Raw genomic sequence first — 13,895 nt, 5'->3', positions numbered from 1 at the left:
GACTCACACCGACCTAATACGCGGGTTGATGAGCAGGTAGAGCATGTCAACAAGGATGTTGACGATGATGAAGGTGATTGCGACGACCAAGGCGCCACCCTGCACCAGGGTCACCCAGTTCTGTTGGATGCCCTGGAGGAGCACGAGCTTACCCATGCCATCAATGGCAAAGATGATTTCAATGACGACGGCACCACCCATGAGGTAGCCGATACGCAGACCCAGAACAGTCACAGGAGTGATGAGGGCGTTGCGCAAGACGTTGCGGGCAACGACGACATGCTTGGGAATGCCTGCGCCAATTGCGGTACGAACGTAGTCGCGGTCGAGTTCCTCAACCATCGAGGTACGCACGACGCGGGTCATTTGGCCGATCACAGGAACAGCCAATGCGATGGCGGGAAGAAGTAATCGAAGGAACCAACCCAAGGGATCGACGCTGAATGCAGGAATAGGACCGGAAACCGGGATGGAACCACCGACGAAAGCCAAGACCAGCAGCGCTGCCAGCCAGAAGGAAGGGGTACCAATGCAGATAACCGAGATCACGCGGATCAGCTGATCAGGCCAGCGATCGCGGTAGAGCGCGGCGATGACTCCGAGGGGGAAAGCGATAACGACTGCGAACAACAGACCCAAGAAGGTGAGCTGAAGAGTGACAGGCAGCGCCTGTGCGACCAGATCACTCACGTGGTACTCCGTGCCAGTTGCATACAGACCGAGGTCACCGTGAAGCATGTTCCACAGATACGTTCCGTATTGGATGAAGAAGGGCTCGTTGAGTCCGCGTTCAACGCGGTACGCTTCGAGAGCTTCGGGAGTGGCTGTCTCACCCAGTGCCGAGTAGGCGGGGTCAATGGGAGACAGCGACATGATGAAGAAGACGAGGAATGACACGCCGACCACCATGATCGGCAGCGCCACCAGTCGTCGCGCGATAAGGCGCAGAAGGTTATTCACTGCTAGACCTCCATGTCAAGCGGAATTGAGCAAAATAAAGGAGGGGTGGGGTCCCACTGTGGCTAGAGCCTCAGGGCGAGCATCCCACCCCTCCTTTCTGTGAAGCCTCGAAGGGCTTACTTTGCGCTTACTCCAAGCAGCTGCAGGCTGGTGGCGGAAATTGCCTTGAAGCCATCGACCTTCTTGGGGTTAGATGCGGTAATCATGTTGCGGAAGACCAGCGGGTAGATCACGCTCTGCTCGGCGAGCAGATCCTGAACCTCGCCCCACTTAGCCTTGGCAGCGTCACCGTCAAGCTGAACAGCCTCGTCCATTAGGCCCTGCAGCTTCTTGAAGGAATCGGGATCCGAAACCTGCCAGCCGTCGCGTTTCTTGGTCCACACGTTGTCGCCGTTCCACCAAGAAACGATGATGCCGGGGTCGACACCGAAGACCGAGGGGTCACCGGGAGCCAGGACGACATCGTAGGTCGGGTTGTCAACGTCGGTCACGGTCGAGTAGAGAGCCGAGGAAGCCATCTGCTGGTGGTTGACCTTCAGGCCCAGTGCCTCGAGATCGGACTTGATCTGGGGAACCAGGGAGAGAACCCACGGGTGGTCGGTCGTCACCAGGTTGACCGTTAGACCGGAAGCACCGGCATCGGCGAGCAGCTTCTTGGCTGCATCCTTGTCGTAGGACAGGTCGGTTGCGGGCTTCTTGTAGGACGGGTTTGCTTCGGGCAGGAAGGACTTAGCTTCCACAGCCTGACCGTTCAGAGCCGAAGAGATCAGCTTCTGCTTGTCGATGGCCTTGAGGAATGCGCGACGCACCTCAGGCTTGTTGAAAGGAGCCTTCTGGGTGTTGAACATCATGAAGGGATTGCCGTAGCCGGGCTTGGATTCGACGTTCCAGCCTGCTGCCTTGAGCTGATCCTGCGCTGCGGCGGGAACGGCTTCCATGATGTCAATGCTGCCACCGAGAGCAGCGGAGAGGCGTGCTGCGTCGTCCTTGAGGGCGCTCCACTTGAGGGTGGCTGCCTTCGCAGGGGTCTTGCCGTTGTAGTGTTCGTTGGGAACAGCGGTGACCTCAGTGGCCGAGATGTTGTCGTACTTGTAGGGGCCGGTGCCAACGGGCTTGGCCTTGAGTGCGTCTTCGCTCATGGTCGAGGGAACGACGTGAACGTTGACGAAGCGCTCCTTCAGGTTGGAGAAGGGGTACTTGAGCTTAACAGTGATGGTCTTGTCATCCTTCGCGGAAACGGAATCCACGAAGGTGAAGAACTGACGGAAGATGGACTTGTCGCCAGTGGTGCGCTCGTAGGAGCTCACGACATCTGCTGCCTTGACATCCGTGCCGTCAGAGAACTTGGCTCCGTCGCGCAGGGCGATCTCGTACTCGGTGTCGGAGACCTTCACGGGGTCACCGGCAGCCAGCGCGGGACTGACCGAGTAGTCGGACATGTCGAAGCGGTACAGGCCTTCGAGGACCTGCCAGTTTGCGCCCATGCCGAGTGCCGAAGTGGTGATCGGGCTGTAGTCAGTCGTCTCGTAGGCGGAACCAACGGTGATGGTGCCCTTGGGTGCACCTGAATCTGAACTACTGCTGCTGGTTGATGTTGAAGTGGACGATCCGCCACCGCATGCGGTCAGGACCATGGTAGCCGCTGCTGCCATTGCAGCACCGGTTGTGAAGTGCTTGCGCATACGCATATTCTCGCTCCTCATCTTCGAGAAATGGGATGTGCGGGCCGTTTATCACGTCCGCTGAAGCAAGCATATGTTGTCTGACAAATGTCCGCAAGATATTCAGATAACAATTTCATACACCCCTTGCAATCTGCCCCACAGAGCACAGAAACTCTAGGACACGAGCTCAGTCATAGAAAGCACTACGTCCCACAGGCTACGGTCCCGTTCAAACACAACAACAACCTCGTCACCACGAACGCAGACGTCGCTATACCCAAACTCTCCCCCACCCAAGGCAGCAAGGGCCTCGGCGCGCACACTCCCCTCCCAAGGAGGGGTCAAGCGCAAAACGCTACCCGCACGACGCGAACTGAGCGAATGCGGGTGAATAAAGAAATCCGCAAGCTGTTTCGCATTGCACCCCGGGTCCTCGCAATCCCACAATTGCCCGCCGTTCCAGCTATGCCCATCCCCCCATGCAAGATAACGAGCTCCCGAGCCTCGACCTTCAAATCCTTGCAGACGACAATTGGCAACAAGCCGCCCATCCCAAAGCGCCAGCGTCGTCTCATCAAGAAGAACGCCTTGAGGACCAACCAGGGGATCAGAAAGCCACTGAATCTCCCCGCCACGAACGGCAACGACCTGCACATGAGTGCGATTACCCACTCGTACAACGTAGGGAAGAAGAACTGCTCCCTGCCACGTCACAGTCGAACCAGAAGTCGCAAAGAGCGCATCAGCGCCCGTGCGAGAGTAGAGCTCATCCGCCAGATCGCGCACTTGCAGGTCCTCCGGACCACTCCCCCACGCAAGGATCGCTTGGAGATGCTCAGCATCGGCACGCGAATCCATGTATCCCACTCGACCACGAGTCGAAGCGCAGGCCAAGTGTAGAAGACCGTCACCATCGATCCCCACACATGCATCAGAGGTAATCGCAGGAAGGGTAAGAGGAAGATCGCGCGGAGCACTCCACCTTGACGCATTGTCACCTTCGGCTGGGAACGTGCGCTCCACCCAACGAATTCGATTCGGGTTGGGAAGGTCCGAGGCCATCGTCAGCCCATTAAAGTCCGATCCTTTTCCCGAGGCCGGGGCTGGCCGCTCGTCATAAAAGAGAAGCATGCGTCCGTTGGGAAGCAGCGTGAGGGCGGGAATACGAGCCTCGCCCCTTTCAAGCGGCGCGACAATCTGACGACAATCCGTGCGGGCATTCATGGGGACAACCCTACCGGAAAAGTAGATACAGATAACAAAAATCCCCGAGGACCTTGCGTTCCTCGGGGTTTAGCGCGACGCCGTCAGCGGGTCTCGCGGTGAAGCGTAGACTTGCGGCAACGCGGGCAGTACTTCTGCAGTTCAAGACGATCCGGCGTGTTACGACGGTTCTTCTTGGTGATGTAGTTGCGCTCCTTGCACTCCGAGCATGCCAGAGTGATCTTGGGGCGAACGTCCTGAGACTTGCTTGCCACGGTGATTCCCCTTTTGCTATTGCTTATGTCGGCGTGCGACTCTGTTGGTCTGGTAGCGGGGGCGGGGCTCGAACCCGCGACCTCACGATTATGAGTCGTGCGCTCTGACCAGCTGAGCTACCCCGCCGCAGCGGCTGCGGTCGAAACCGCGACCTGAGCCCCGAAAGGGAATCGAACCCTTGACCTTCTCCTTACCATGGAGACGCTCTGCCGACTGAGCTATCGGGGCAACGCCGAGAAGCCTAACCCATAACCGAACTGCGAAGCAATTCCTGTCAGTGAGAATGACATCACAACGAGTCTCTACGAGACTGTGGCAGGTGAGGGATTCGAACCCCCGAAGCACGAAGCGTCTGATTTACAGTCAGATCCATTTGGCCGCTCTGGAAACCTGCCATGCGTCGAAAAAATCGGTGCTGTGGAAGAATAGCAGAATGAACGGGTCGCGCGCCAATCAGAGCGACCCAAGTGCGCCATAGAGCACAAAGAGAGGATGGTCATGGCCGATTCATCATTTGACATTGTTTCCAAATTAGACCGCCAAGAAGTCGACAATGCGGTCAATCAAGCCGCAAAAGAAGTATCAACGCGCTACGACTTCCGCGGCGTTGATGCCTCGATCCGCCTGAGCGGAGACGCAATCGAGATGGAAGCCAATACTCCCGAACGCGTCATGGCCATCGTCGATGTTCTCCAGACCAAGCTCATTCGCCGAGGAGTGTCCCTGAAAGCTCTTGATCTCAAGGATCGCGAGCCGAAGGCATCGGGCAAGATCTACCGCCTGGTTGCACCCCTACGCGAAGGAATCGAACAGGACGTTGCGAAGAAAATCACAAAACTGATCCGTGATGAAGGACCCAAGGGGGTCAAAGCCCAGATCCAGGGTGATGAAATTCGCGTCTCTTCAAAGTCTCGTGATGATCTCCAGGCAGTCATCGCACTGCTCAAGGGCCCCTCGGGAGAAAAACTCGAGGTCGCACTTCAGTATGTGAACTACCGCTGATAGAGATCAACTGACAGCAACACTGTGGGGGGCATCTAGCGCTGCTAGATGCCCCCACAGGTTATTCATGACTTTACGATGATCGCGTTTTGCTTCGAGGCTTTCACAGGTCACTGCCCATAAAAGTCAGCCTCTTCCTAGTAGCCCGCAATGTGTTCGAGGCGTGCAATCCGCTGATCCATCGGAGGGTGAGTCGAGAAGAGGTTCCGCAAGCCCTGTCCCCTGAAGGGATTTGCAATCATCATCGCGGAGACATTCTGCGTCTGCGGTGTCACCGGAAGAGGATCCTGCGCATTTCCCGACTCGAGCTTTTTCAGTGCCGAGGCCAAGGCGAGCGGATCTTCAGTCAAGTAGGCACCATCCTCGTCCGCATCATATTCGCGGGTCCTCGAAAGAGAGAACTGGATCAGTGTGGCCGCAAAAGGAGCGAGGAGCGCCAGCAGGATACCGCCAATCGCCGATAGAACTCCGCCCTCGCGATTATCACGACTTCCACCACCAAAGAACAGGATGAACTGGGCAACCGAGGTCACGATACTCGCCATTGCCGCAGCAACGGAGGACGTCAGGATATCGCGGTTGTAGACGTGCATGAGCTCGTGACCAAGAACTCCGCGAAGTTCACGCTCATTGAGCAGGTGCAAAATACCCTCGGTGCAGCACACCGCCGCGTGCGATGGGTTACGACCGGTTGCAAAAGCATTCGGCGTCATTGTGGGTGCCACCCACAGCGTCGGCATTGGCTGACCTGCTTTTTGTGACAGCTCGCGAACAATCCGATACATCGCAGGCTGCTGCGCTTCGGTCACCTGATAGGCATTCATTGAACGCAGTGCCATAGTCGCAGAGTTCCAATAGGACCAAACAATTTGGATTAGTCCGATCCCGGCGAAGATAAAAATCCACATGGACTGTCTGGTTCCAAGGGCAATGGCATAGCCAATTGCCAGGAGCAGAGCCCACATTCCACCCAAAAGCACGGTGGTCTTCAGACCATTGTGATAGTGACGCATATGCATAACGCCTCCTTAGCAACCGTCTCAGGCGCGGGTCGGCCCCGAGTAGTCCTCAAAACGCTCTGGGGCTGAAGGAACACCCATCTCCCCCATTTCACCGATCAGGTCCTCGTGAACCTCATCCTTGCCCTGGGAGATATCAGTCATCGCGCGACGTGACACGACCTTCACGCGCTCGCGTGTTCCGCGACCACCGGGAACCTCACCGAATTGCTCGCCCAGCGCGGCCTCGTACGCATCAAGGAGCTCCCAGCCCTCCCAGGTTGTGAACGCAACGCCACGCTCGCGCAGCAGCGCAACCATGGCCTCGTGACCAACCTCGGAAGAAGTCGCATGCAGGCGACCGGCCTCGGCGTCCTCAACCAGGTGGGAAATCGTCTGCTGAGCATCGGACTTCGTCGAGCCAATGAGGCCAACGGGGCCGCGCTTAATCCAGCCGGTTGCATAGATACCCGGAATCACCGGGGCATCTTCATTCTTCGTCGTATCAGAATCGATCACGCGACCCTCGACGTTGGGAACAACACCGGCACGCTTATCGAAGGGCAGACCGGGGACCGGCGAGGAGTAGTAACCGATTGCTCGGTAGACGGCCTGGACGGGCCAGGTGGTAATGACACCGGTTCCACGTACGGATCCATCGCCCGTCAGCTCGGTGCGCTCGGTGCGGATCGCACTGACATTGCCATTTTCATCGGCGAGGATCTCGACCGGAGATTGGAAAAGGTGGATATGGATACGACGCGAAGCCGTGTGAGACTCCGGATCCTCCATCGCGTAGTTCGTCAGAGTTTTGACAACCTGGCGCTGCTGGTTCGAGGCGCGCAGGGCTTCTTCGGAACCTTCATCGAAGTCGAAGTCATCCTCGGAAACAATGATGTCAACATCGGGAACATGCCCCAGCTCGCGCAGTTCCAGCGGCGTGAACTTCACCTGGGCGGGGCCACGACGACCAAAGACATGAACGTCAGTAATGGGGTTTTCAGCAAGACCCTTTGCGACGTTTTCCGGGATCTCGGTCACGAGCATGTCTTCCGCGTGCTTGGCCAAAACACGGGAAACATCCAAAGCAACATTTCCCACGCCCAAAACGGCCACGGACTTGGCTTCAAGAGGCCACGTACGGGGGTAATCCGGATGTCCGTCGTACCAGGAGACAAAGTCGGCAGCACCGTAGGACTGGGGCAGATCAACACCAGGGATATTGAGCGGGGCATCTCGGTCAGCGCCGGTTGCGATGATGATCGCATCGTAGTGCGCATGCAAATCTTCAATCGTGACGTCGCGGCCAATCTCAACATTGCCCAAAAGACGAATATCACCGCGTTGAAGGATCTTGTACAAGGCGACAATAATCTGCTTGATTCGCGGGTGATCGGGAGCTACACCGTAGCGGACCAGGCCGTAGGGGGCAGGAAGGCGTTCAAACAGGTCGATATTTACGTCCAAACCGGATTTGGACAAGATATCCGATGCATAGATGCCAGCAGGTCCAGCGCCGATAACGGCCACGTTGTAGGTGCTCACTCGTATCCTCTTCTCTGGCCACCAAGGAAGGCGACCCTAATCCTGTCCCAATCCTACAATTAGACGACCTGCAGGGCAGCTGAGAAGGTCGAGGCGCACCTCAAGAGGGGTGCCCGCAATCAGGCGACGCGGTCCACCATCAGGTGGGCAAAAGAGATCAAAGCGTGCTTGGCCTCCCCATCGGGCAGGCCTGCAATGCATTCGAGAGAGCTATCGCACCACTGGCGCGCAAGCTCCCGTGTCTGCGACACAACATCATGTTCACGCAGGCGTTCAACCAAGGCAGCCAAAGCCTGGTCGGAGGAAAGATCCCCACCCAGCATGGACAAAATCTTTTGCCCCTCGGGGTCCAGATTGCCATTTGACTGCGCGCGGCGAAGAAGAAGCACCGGAAGAGTATCCACGCCTTCGCGAAGATCCGTTCCCGGGGTCTTCCCCGAAGCGCCGGCCTCGGGCCCCAAATCAATGACATCGTCAGCGATCTGGAAAGCGACTCCCAAACGCTCACCAAACTGGGTGAGAGCATTAATCGTCGCCTGATCCGCACCCGCATGCATCGCGCCGAATGCCGCGGCAGATGCCACCAAAGAACCGGTCTTATCAGCCAGCACCTGGATGTAGAACTTCAGCGGGTCATCGCCCTCTTTGGGGCCGAAAGTTTCATTAAGCTGCCCCATGCACAGGCGTTCGAAGGTAACGGCGTGCTGACGGACCGTTTCATCACCCAAAGTGGCAATCATGGCCGAGGCACGCGCAAAGAGGATGTCTCCTGCAAGAATCGCGCGGTTATTCCCCCACAGATGTTGAGCCGAGGGAACACCCCTGCGGGTGGGCGCAGAATCCATGACATCGTCATGGTAAAGCGAGGCCAGGTGCGTCAATTCGATACCCGTTGCTGCTGTGAGGACTTCGTTACTCAGCGCACGCTCGGGATCACCAAACTGCGCGGCAACCAAGGTCAGCAGGGGGCGCATACGCTTGCCACCGGCCTGGGCCAAGTGAGACGTCAATTCTGTAACCAGGTCCCGAGAGTGGGACACGGCCTGGTGCAAACGGTCCTCAACGGCCTCGAGGCCCGGAAGAATTCGGGCCTCGAGATCAGGAACGTGTAAGTCGATTACGGCGCTCACGGGAGAAGCACAACCACCTGATTGAGTAGAGACAGAACCGGACTCGGGAAGAGTCCCAGTGCAATCGTACCCACAGCACACACGGTAATGGCAACACCTGTGAAACCTTCGGAGCGAACAACCGCAACGTCTTCACGCGGCTCCGAGAAGAACATCACGCGAACCAGACGGAAGTAGTAGAAGGCCGTGACCGCCGAGCATGCCAGCGCAAGCGCAACAAGCCAGGCATTTCCAGCCGCGAAAGCATCCGAGAAAACGACGAACTTGGCAATGAAACCGCCGGTGAAGGGGATACCCGCAAAAGACAGCAGGAAGATCAGCATTGCCGAGGCCAGGGCCGGGTTGGTCTTTCCAAGTCCCGCCCAGCGACGCAGGTCCGTTACTTCTCCACCGATGATGTCCTGATCGTCGCGCGAACGCACCAGGGTAATCACCCCGAAAGCACCGATGGTTGCAACCGCATAGGCAAGAACGTAGAAGAGAACGTGTCCTGCGGAGTAGCGGAGCAGCGAGATCACACCCATGAGGATGAAGCCCGCGTGGGCGATCGAGGAGTAGGCAAGCATGCGCTTGACATCCATCTGGACAACACCGGCGAAAGTACCCACCAGCATGGTCAAGATGATGACGACAACCATGATCGGGATGAGGCTCCACTGCAGGGGTGCTGCGACAACCTGGAAGAAGCGAAGCATCGCAGCAAAAGCTGCAAGCTTCACGGCAGCAGCCATGAAACCGGTGATCGGAGTCGGCGCGCCTGTGTAGACATCAGGAGTCCATGCATGGAAGGGAGCAGCGCCGACCTTGAAAAGCAGACCGACCATGACCATGACCGTGCCCATGAGCAGAAGAATCTGCATTCCAGCGGTCTGTGCCGTAGGAGTCGCCGCATCGGAGATCAGCAGCGAACCTGAGTACCCGTAAAGGAAGGCAGAACCCATGAGCATAAAGCCAGAGGAGAAGGCGCCCAAGATGAAGTACTTCAGGGCAGCTTCCTGCGAGAGCTGACGGCGACGGCGTGCCGTTGCGGCCAGGATGTACAGCGGCAAAGACATGACTTCCAGAGCCACGAAGAGCGCGATATAGGAGTTCGCCGCGGGGAAGATCATCATGCCACCGGTAGAGAAGAGCACCAGAGCAAACATTTCCGAACGCTGGTAGCCCTTTGAATCGGAACGCTCCTCATCGGAGGAACCGGGACGATCCGAAGGCTGTCCAGCGAAAGCACCGTCTCCGGCCTCGGAACGATCGGCAATAACCAGAACGGCGAAGAAAGCGATCAGGACCAGGATTCCTTGAGCTGCAACCGTCAAAGGATCTTCAATGTACTCCCCCAGGGAGTGAGGAGATCCAAGAACGGCAGCCCAACGCATCACCAGAGCGACTGCGGAAGCGATCAGCGCGACGACGGCAATTCCGAAGACCGAAGCACGGCGCGCACGTACCGGCACGAAGGACTCGGCCAGTACCGCAAGGATTCCGCCGCAAAGAACGCACAGAACCGGTGCAAGCGCGGCCCACGAAATCTCGGGGACCGTAAAGTTAACGGCCGTTGCAACAGAATTCACTGTGCGCTCCCTTCACTCAGAGTTGCGGTCGCTGCGGTGAGGAGATGTGAACCCTCATCGGCGATGGGTGCCAGAGCAGAAACAAAAGGCGCCGCCCAAATACCCAGAACAAGCATTGCAATGACCAGCGGGGTCATCACGGTCTTTTCACGTCCGTTCAGATCAGCAATATGCTTCTTATCCTCTCGCGGAGGACCGGTGAAGACTCGCTGGTAGGGCATGAGCATGTACAGCGCGGCCAGGACCACTCCCAGCACTGCAAAGAGTGCAAGAAGGGTGGAAACCTTCCACGTGCCCATCAGAACCAGGTATTCGGGGACGAAGCCCGAGAGTCCCGGAAGGGCGATCGAGGCCAAGCCAGAGAAGAGCCACAGGCCAGCCAAGACGGGGCTCACGCGCTGCATACCGCCGTATTGGCGCATATCTTGGGTGCTGCCTCGCCTTGATAGCCAGCCGGACAGTAGGAACATCGCGGCGATTGAGACACCGTGGGCCACCATGTAGACCATGGCACCGGTCAGCGCAATCTGCGAGCCGATGAAAATACCCAGAACCATGAAGCCAAAGTGCGAAACCGAGGTGTAAGAAACCAGGCGCATGATGTCGTTCTGGCCGATAGCAGCCAAACCGCCCCAGAGGATTGACAGGACAGCGAATCCGCAGATCCACCACTGCAGGCTTGCGGCTCCCAGCGGGAACAGACGCAGACACAGGGTGATCATGCCGAATGTACCGACCTTATCCAGTATGCCGACAAGCAGCACCGAAGTTCCCGGACGCGCATTTTCAGCGGTGTCAGGCAGCCAGGTGTGCAGGGGCACCATTGGAGCCTTAATAGCAAAGGCAATGAAGAAGGTCGCGAAAAGACCGACTTGGATGCCCACCGGAAGACCAACGGTTCCAGCCGACAGAGTATCGATCATAAAGAGTGTGTCTCCACGGCGAGCAGCAAGGGCCCAAATAGCTACCAAGCCACCGAGCATGACCAGACCGCCAGCCAGCGAGAAGAGCAAGAACTTCATTGCTGCACGCTGACGTGCCTTCTTCTCACCAACTCCGTAACGACCGATCATCACGAAGAGCGGAACCAGCATTCCTTCGAATGCCAGGTAGAAGAGCAGGACATCGGAAGCGGCGAAGATCAATACCATGAAGGATTCCAAGAACAGAACCCAACCGAGGTAAGCACCCGTACGAGCCGGATCCTCGTCCTCATTCCATCCGGCCACAACGACCAGGGGAACCAAGGCGACGGCCAGAAGGATCATCACCAAACCAAGAGCGTTCACGGCCAGCGCCCAACTCAGGCCAATCTGAGGAATCCAGGAATAGGCCTCGGAAAGCTGGTAGGCGGAGGAACGCGACCAGTCGAATGCAACTGCAGCGACGATGGCTACGACCAGCTCACACAACGAAAGAATGAGCGCGAAGGCACGCCCCGCTTGCCGCAGGGATGGAATCGCCAGAAGAAGCACAGCACCCAGTGCGGGAAGTGCAACAAGAATCGACAGCCACGGTAGTGGTGCGCTGAGCATTTGAGACATCTGCATAGATCCTTACTTCCTCACAGCGAAAATGCCAGGACAGCGGCAAGGGCACACACGACCCCGCCAAGAATGTAAGAGGCGTAGGTACGCACGCGACCGGACTGAGTGAATCCAACCGCTCGGCCAGTACCGGTGGATGCCGCTTCAACCAAGTGGACAACACCGTCGATCGCCTTGTTATCACCAAGGGTGGCGGTCTTCACCAGGGCGATACCCGGGGTCATGAAGAGCGCTTCATTAACGGTGTCTTGGTACAGGTCGACGCGAGCAGCACGCGTGAGCGCGTTGCCTGCCGGGATGGCGGTGGGAACCTCACGGCGACCGTACATGACCCAGGCAATTGCTGCGCCGGCAAGCACCAGAAGCAAAGTGACAATCTGGATGGCAATTTCAGGAGCAACCGGGTGAGCGTGCTCAGCAACACCAAGCGAAGGCTCAAGCCAGGTAGTGAAGACATCACCAATTGAGAGGAGGCCACCGACCACAGCGGCGCAGATTGCCAAAATCACCATCGGGATTGTCATCAGCGGACCTGACTCATGCGGATGGACACCATTGCCTTCGGCCTCGGTGGTCCAACGAGCGGTGCCGTGGAAGGTCATGAAGAACAGTCGCGACATGTAGAAGGCGGTAATACCAGCGCCAACCATGGTGACGATACCGAAGACCCACCCTGCCCAGACGGCCTCGTGACCGGCGAAGGAGGTCGCACCGAATGCTGCTTCGATGATCTTGTCCTTGGAGAAGAATCCCGAGAAGGGAGGAATACCAAGGATTGCCAACCAGCCGCAGGCGAAGGTCAGCCAGGTGACCTTCATGGCGGTACGCAGGGCACCAAAGCGACGCATATTGACCTGGTCATTCATTCCGTGCATGACAGAACCTGCACCAAGGAACATGAGCGCCTTGAAGAAACCGTGAGTAAAGAGGTGGAAAATTGCGAAGACCCAACCGATGGGTCCAAGACCTGCACCCAGCATCATGTAACCGATCTGGCTCATGGTCGAGGCCGCAAGCACCTTCTTCATATCGTCCTTGGCGCAACCGACAATCGCACCAAAGAGCAGCGTAATCGCACCAACGATGACAACCGCAGTGGCCGCAATCGGGGATGCCTGGAAGATCGCACCCGAACGAACAATCAGGTAGACACCGGCGGTAACCATCGTTGCCGCGTGAATGAGCGCGGACACCGGAGTCGGACCGGCCATTGCGTCACCCAACCAAGCCTGCAGGGGGAACTGCGCGGACTTACCGCAAGCGCCCACCAGCAGGAAGAAACCAATGATGGTTGCTTGAACGGGAGAAACCGCCGCGGCCGCTGCGTTCACTTCCTCGATGTTGACGGTTGAGAAGTTAGCGACCATCGCCATCATCGCAATAAGCAGACCCATGTCACCGACGCGGTTCATGACGAATGCCTTCTTCGCGGCAACCGCATTGGCAGGAACGTAGTTCCAGAAACCGATGAGCAGGTACGAGGCCAAGCCCACGCCTTCCCATCCGACAAAGAGACCCGCGTAGGAGTCCGCAAGCACCAGGATGAGCATGGCTGCGATGAAGAGGTTGAGGTAGGCGAAGAAACGGCGACGCGCATCGTCATGAGCCATGTAGGCGATGGCGTAGACGTGGATGAGCGAACCGACGAAGGTGACCAGCATGACGAAGGTCATCGACAGGGGGTCGATCATCAAGCCGAAGTTCACCGAGAACTCGCCCGCGGGAATCCACGAGAACAGAGGAAGCTCAAAGCGGCGAGTATCGGGGGCTGCGGAGAGCATGGCGATAATGACGCCGAGTCCAACAGCGAAGGATGCCCACGATGCCAGAGTGGCCAGAAGGTGACCCCAGCGATCGGAGCGGCGTCCGCATACAAGGAGAAGTGCACTGGAAACAGCAGGGATCGCAATCATGAGCCATGCCAAGGAAATAATTCCCGTGGGCTGGCCAGGAGCTGCGACCTGCGCCGCGGTGCTGAAAAGTGTCAATGTCATTCCGGCTT

At 57.7% G+C, this 13,895-nt stretch carries 11 protein-coding genes and 3 tRNA genes; 1 reads left to right on the top strand and 13 read right to left on the bottom strand.

What is annotated here, in order from left to right; all coding sequences use genetic code 11:
- Nucleotides 1-3 precede the first annotated feature (3 nt).
- The 7 genes from KHW85_RS00495 to KHW85_RS00465 all read right to left on the bottom strand — a co-directional run bounded on the left by KHW85_RS00495 (nt 4) and on the right by KHW85_RS00465 (nt 4,498).
- Nucleotides 4-960 carry an ABC transporter permease gene (locus KHW85_RS00495; RefSeq protein WP_291458322.1) on the bottom strand — a complete coding sequence of 319 codons (957 nt, stop codon included), beginning with the start codon at nt 958-960 and terminating at the stop codon, nt 4-6.
- A 116-nt stretch (nt 961-1,076) separates the two neighbouring features.
- A complete protein-coding gene (locus KHW85_RS00490; RefSeq protein ID WP_291458321.1) occupies nt 1,077-2,648 on the bottom strand; it encodes an ABC transporter substrate-binding protein in 1,572 nt (523 codons plus the stop codon).
- 150 nt (nt 2,649-2,798) lie between these two features.
- Nucleotides 2,799-3,848, bottom strand: a complete 1,050-nt coding sequence (locus KHW85_RS00485; protein WP_291458319.1) for a sialidase family protein — start codon at nt 3,846-3,848, stop codon at nt 2,799-2,801.
- Between the two features lie 83 nt (nt 3,849-3,931).
- Nucleotides 3,932-4,102 (bottom strand): 50S ribosomal protein L33, encoded by a 171-nt coding sequence (gene rpmG / locus KHW85_RS00480; RefSeq protein ID WP_019126956.1) that lies wholly within the window; start codon nt 4,100-4,102, stop codon nt 3,932-3,934.
- Between the two features lie 50 nt (nt 4,103-4,152).
- Nucleotides 4,153-4,229 (bottom strand) — tRNA-Met (locus KHW85_RS00475).
- A gap of 29 nt (nt 4,230-4,258) precedes the next feature.
- Nucleotides 4,259-4,331 (bottom strand) — tRNA-Thr (locus tag KHW85_RS00470).
- An 85-nt stretch (nt 4,332-4,416) separates the two neighbouring features.
- Nucleotides 4,417-4,498: transfer RNA gene (locus tag KHW85_RS00465), tRNA-Tyr, on the bottom strand.
- A 103-nt stretch (nt 4,499-4,601) separates the two neighbouring features.
- On the opposite strand from KHW85_RS00465, the gene KHW85_RS00460 reads away from it, so the two are divergent.
- The gene (locus tag KHW85_RS00460; RefSeq protein ID WP_291458317.1) at nt 4,602-5,105 is read left to right on the top strand and encodes a YajQ family cyclic di-GMP-binding protein; all 504 of its coding nucleotides are present in this window, start codon (nt 4,602-4,604) and stop codon (nt 5,103-5,105) included.
- 137 nt (nt 5,106-5,242) lie between these two features.
- Here KHW85_RS00460 and htpX read toward each other — a convergent pair whose 3' ends face one another.
- From htpX to nuoL, 6 genes are all read right to left on the bottom strand, one after another.
- Complete coding sequence (gene htpX / locus KHW85_RS00455; protein WP_291458316.1) at nt 5,243-6,124, bottom strand: zinc metalloprotease HtpX; 882 nt, start codon at nt 6,122-6,124, stop codon at nt 5,243-5,245.
- 21 nt (nt 6,125-6,145) lie between these two features.
- Entirely contained in the window at nt 6,146-7,648 is a 1,503-nt protein-coding gene (locus KHW85_RS00450; RefSeq protein ID WP_291458315.1) for an FAD-dependent oxidoreductase, read from the bottom strand.
- A gap of 119 nt (nt 7,649-7,767) precedes the next feature.
- Complete coding sequence (locus KHW85_RS00445) at nt 7,768-8,778, bottom strand: polyprenyl synthetase family protein (RefSeq protein WP_291458314.1); 1,011 nt, start codon at nt 8,776-8,778, stop codon at nt 7,768-7,770.
- Nucleotides 8,775-10,346: an NADH-quinone oxidoreductase subunit NuoN gene (gene nuoN, locus KHW85_RS00440; protein WP_291458313.1), complete on the bottom strand. Its 1,572-nt coding sequence runs from the start codon at nt 10,344-10,346 to the stop codon at nt 8,775-8,777. Before nuoN ends, KHW85_RS00445 begins: the two co-directional genes overlap by 4 nt.
- Nucleotides 10,343-11,881 (bottom strand): NADH-quinone oxidoreductase subunit M, encoded by a 1,539-nt coding sequence (locus KHW85_RS00435; protein WP_291458403.1) that lies wholly within the window; start codon nt 11,879-11,881, stop codon nt 10,343-10,345. The genes nuoN and KHW85_RS00435 overlap by 4 nt, the downstream gene beginning before the upstream one ends.
- Nucleotides 11,882-11,910: 29 nt before the next feature.
- Complete coding sequence (gene nuoL, locus KHW85_RS00430; protein WP_291458311.1) at nt 11,911-13,887, bottom strand: NADH-quinone oxidoreductase subunit L; 1,977 nt, start codon at nt 13,885-13,887, stop codon at nt 11,911-11,913.
- Nucleotides 13,888-13,895: the final 8 nt, after the last annotated feature.

Origin of the sequence: Actinomyces sp. oral taxon 181, from assembly GCF_018370895.1 — a bacterium.
GTDB lineage: Bacteria > Actinomycetota > Actinomycetes > Actinomycetales > Actinomycetaceae > Pauljensenia.
The sequence above is the reverse complement of the archived record's forward strand: the minus strand, read 5'-3'. Positions and strand labels throughout refer to the sequence as shown.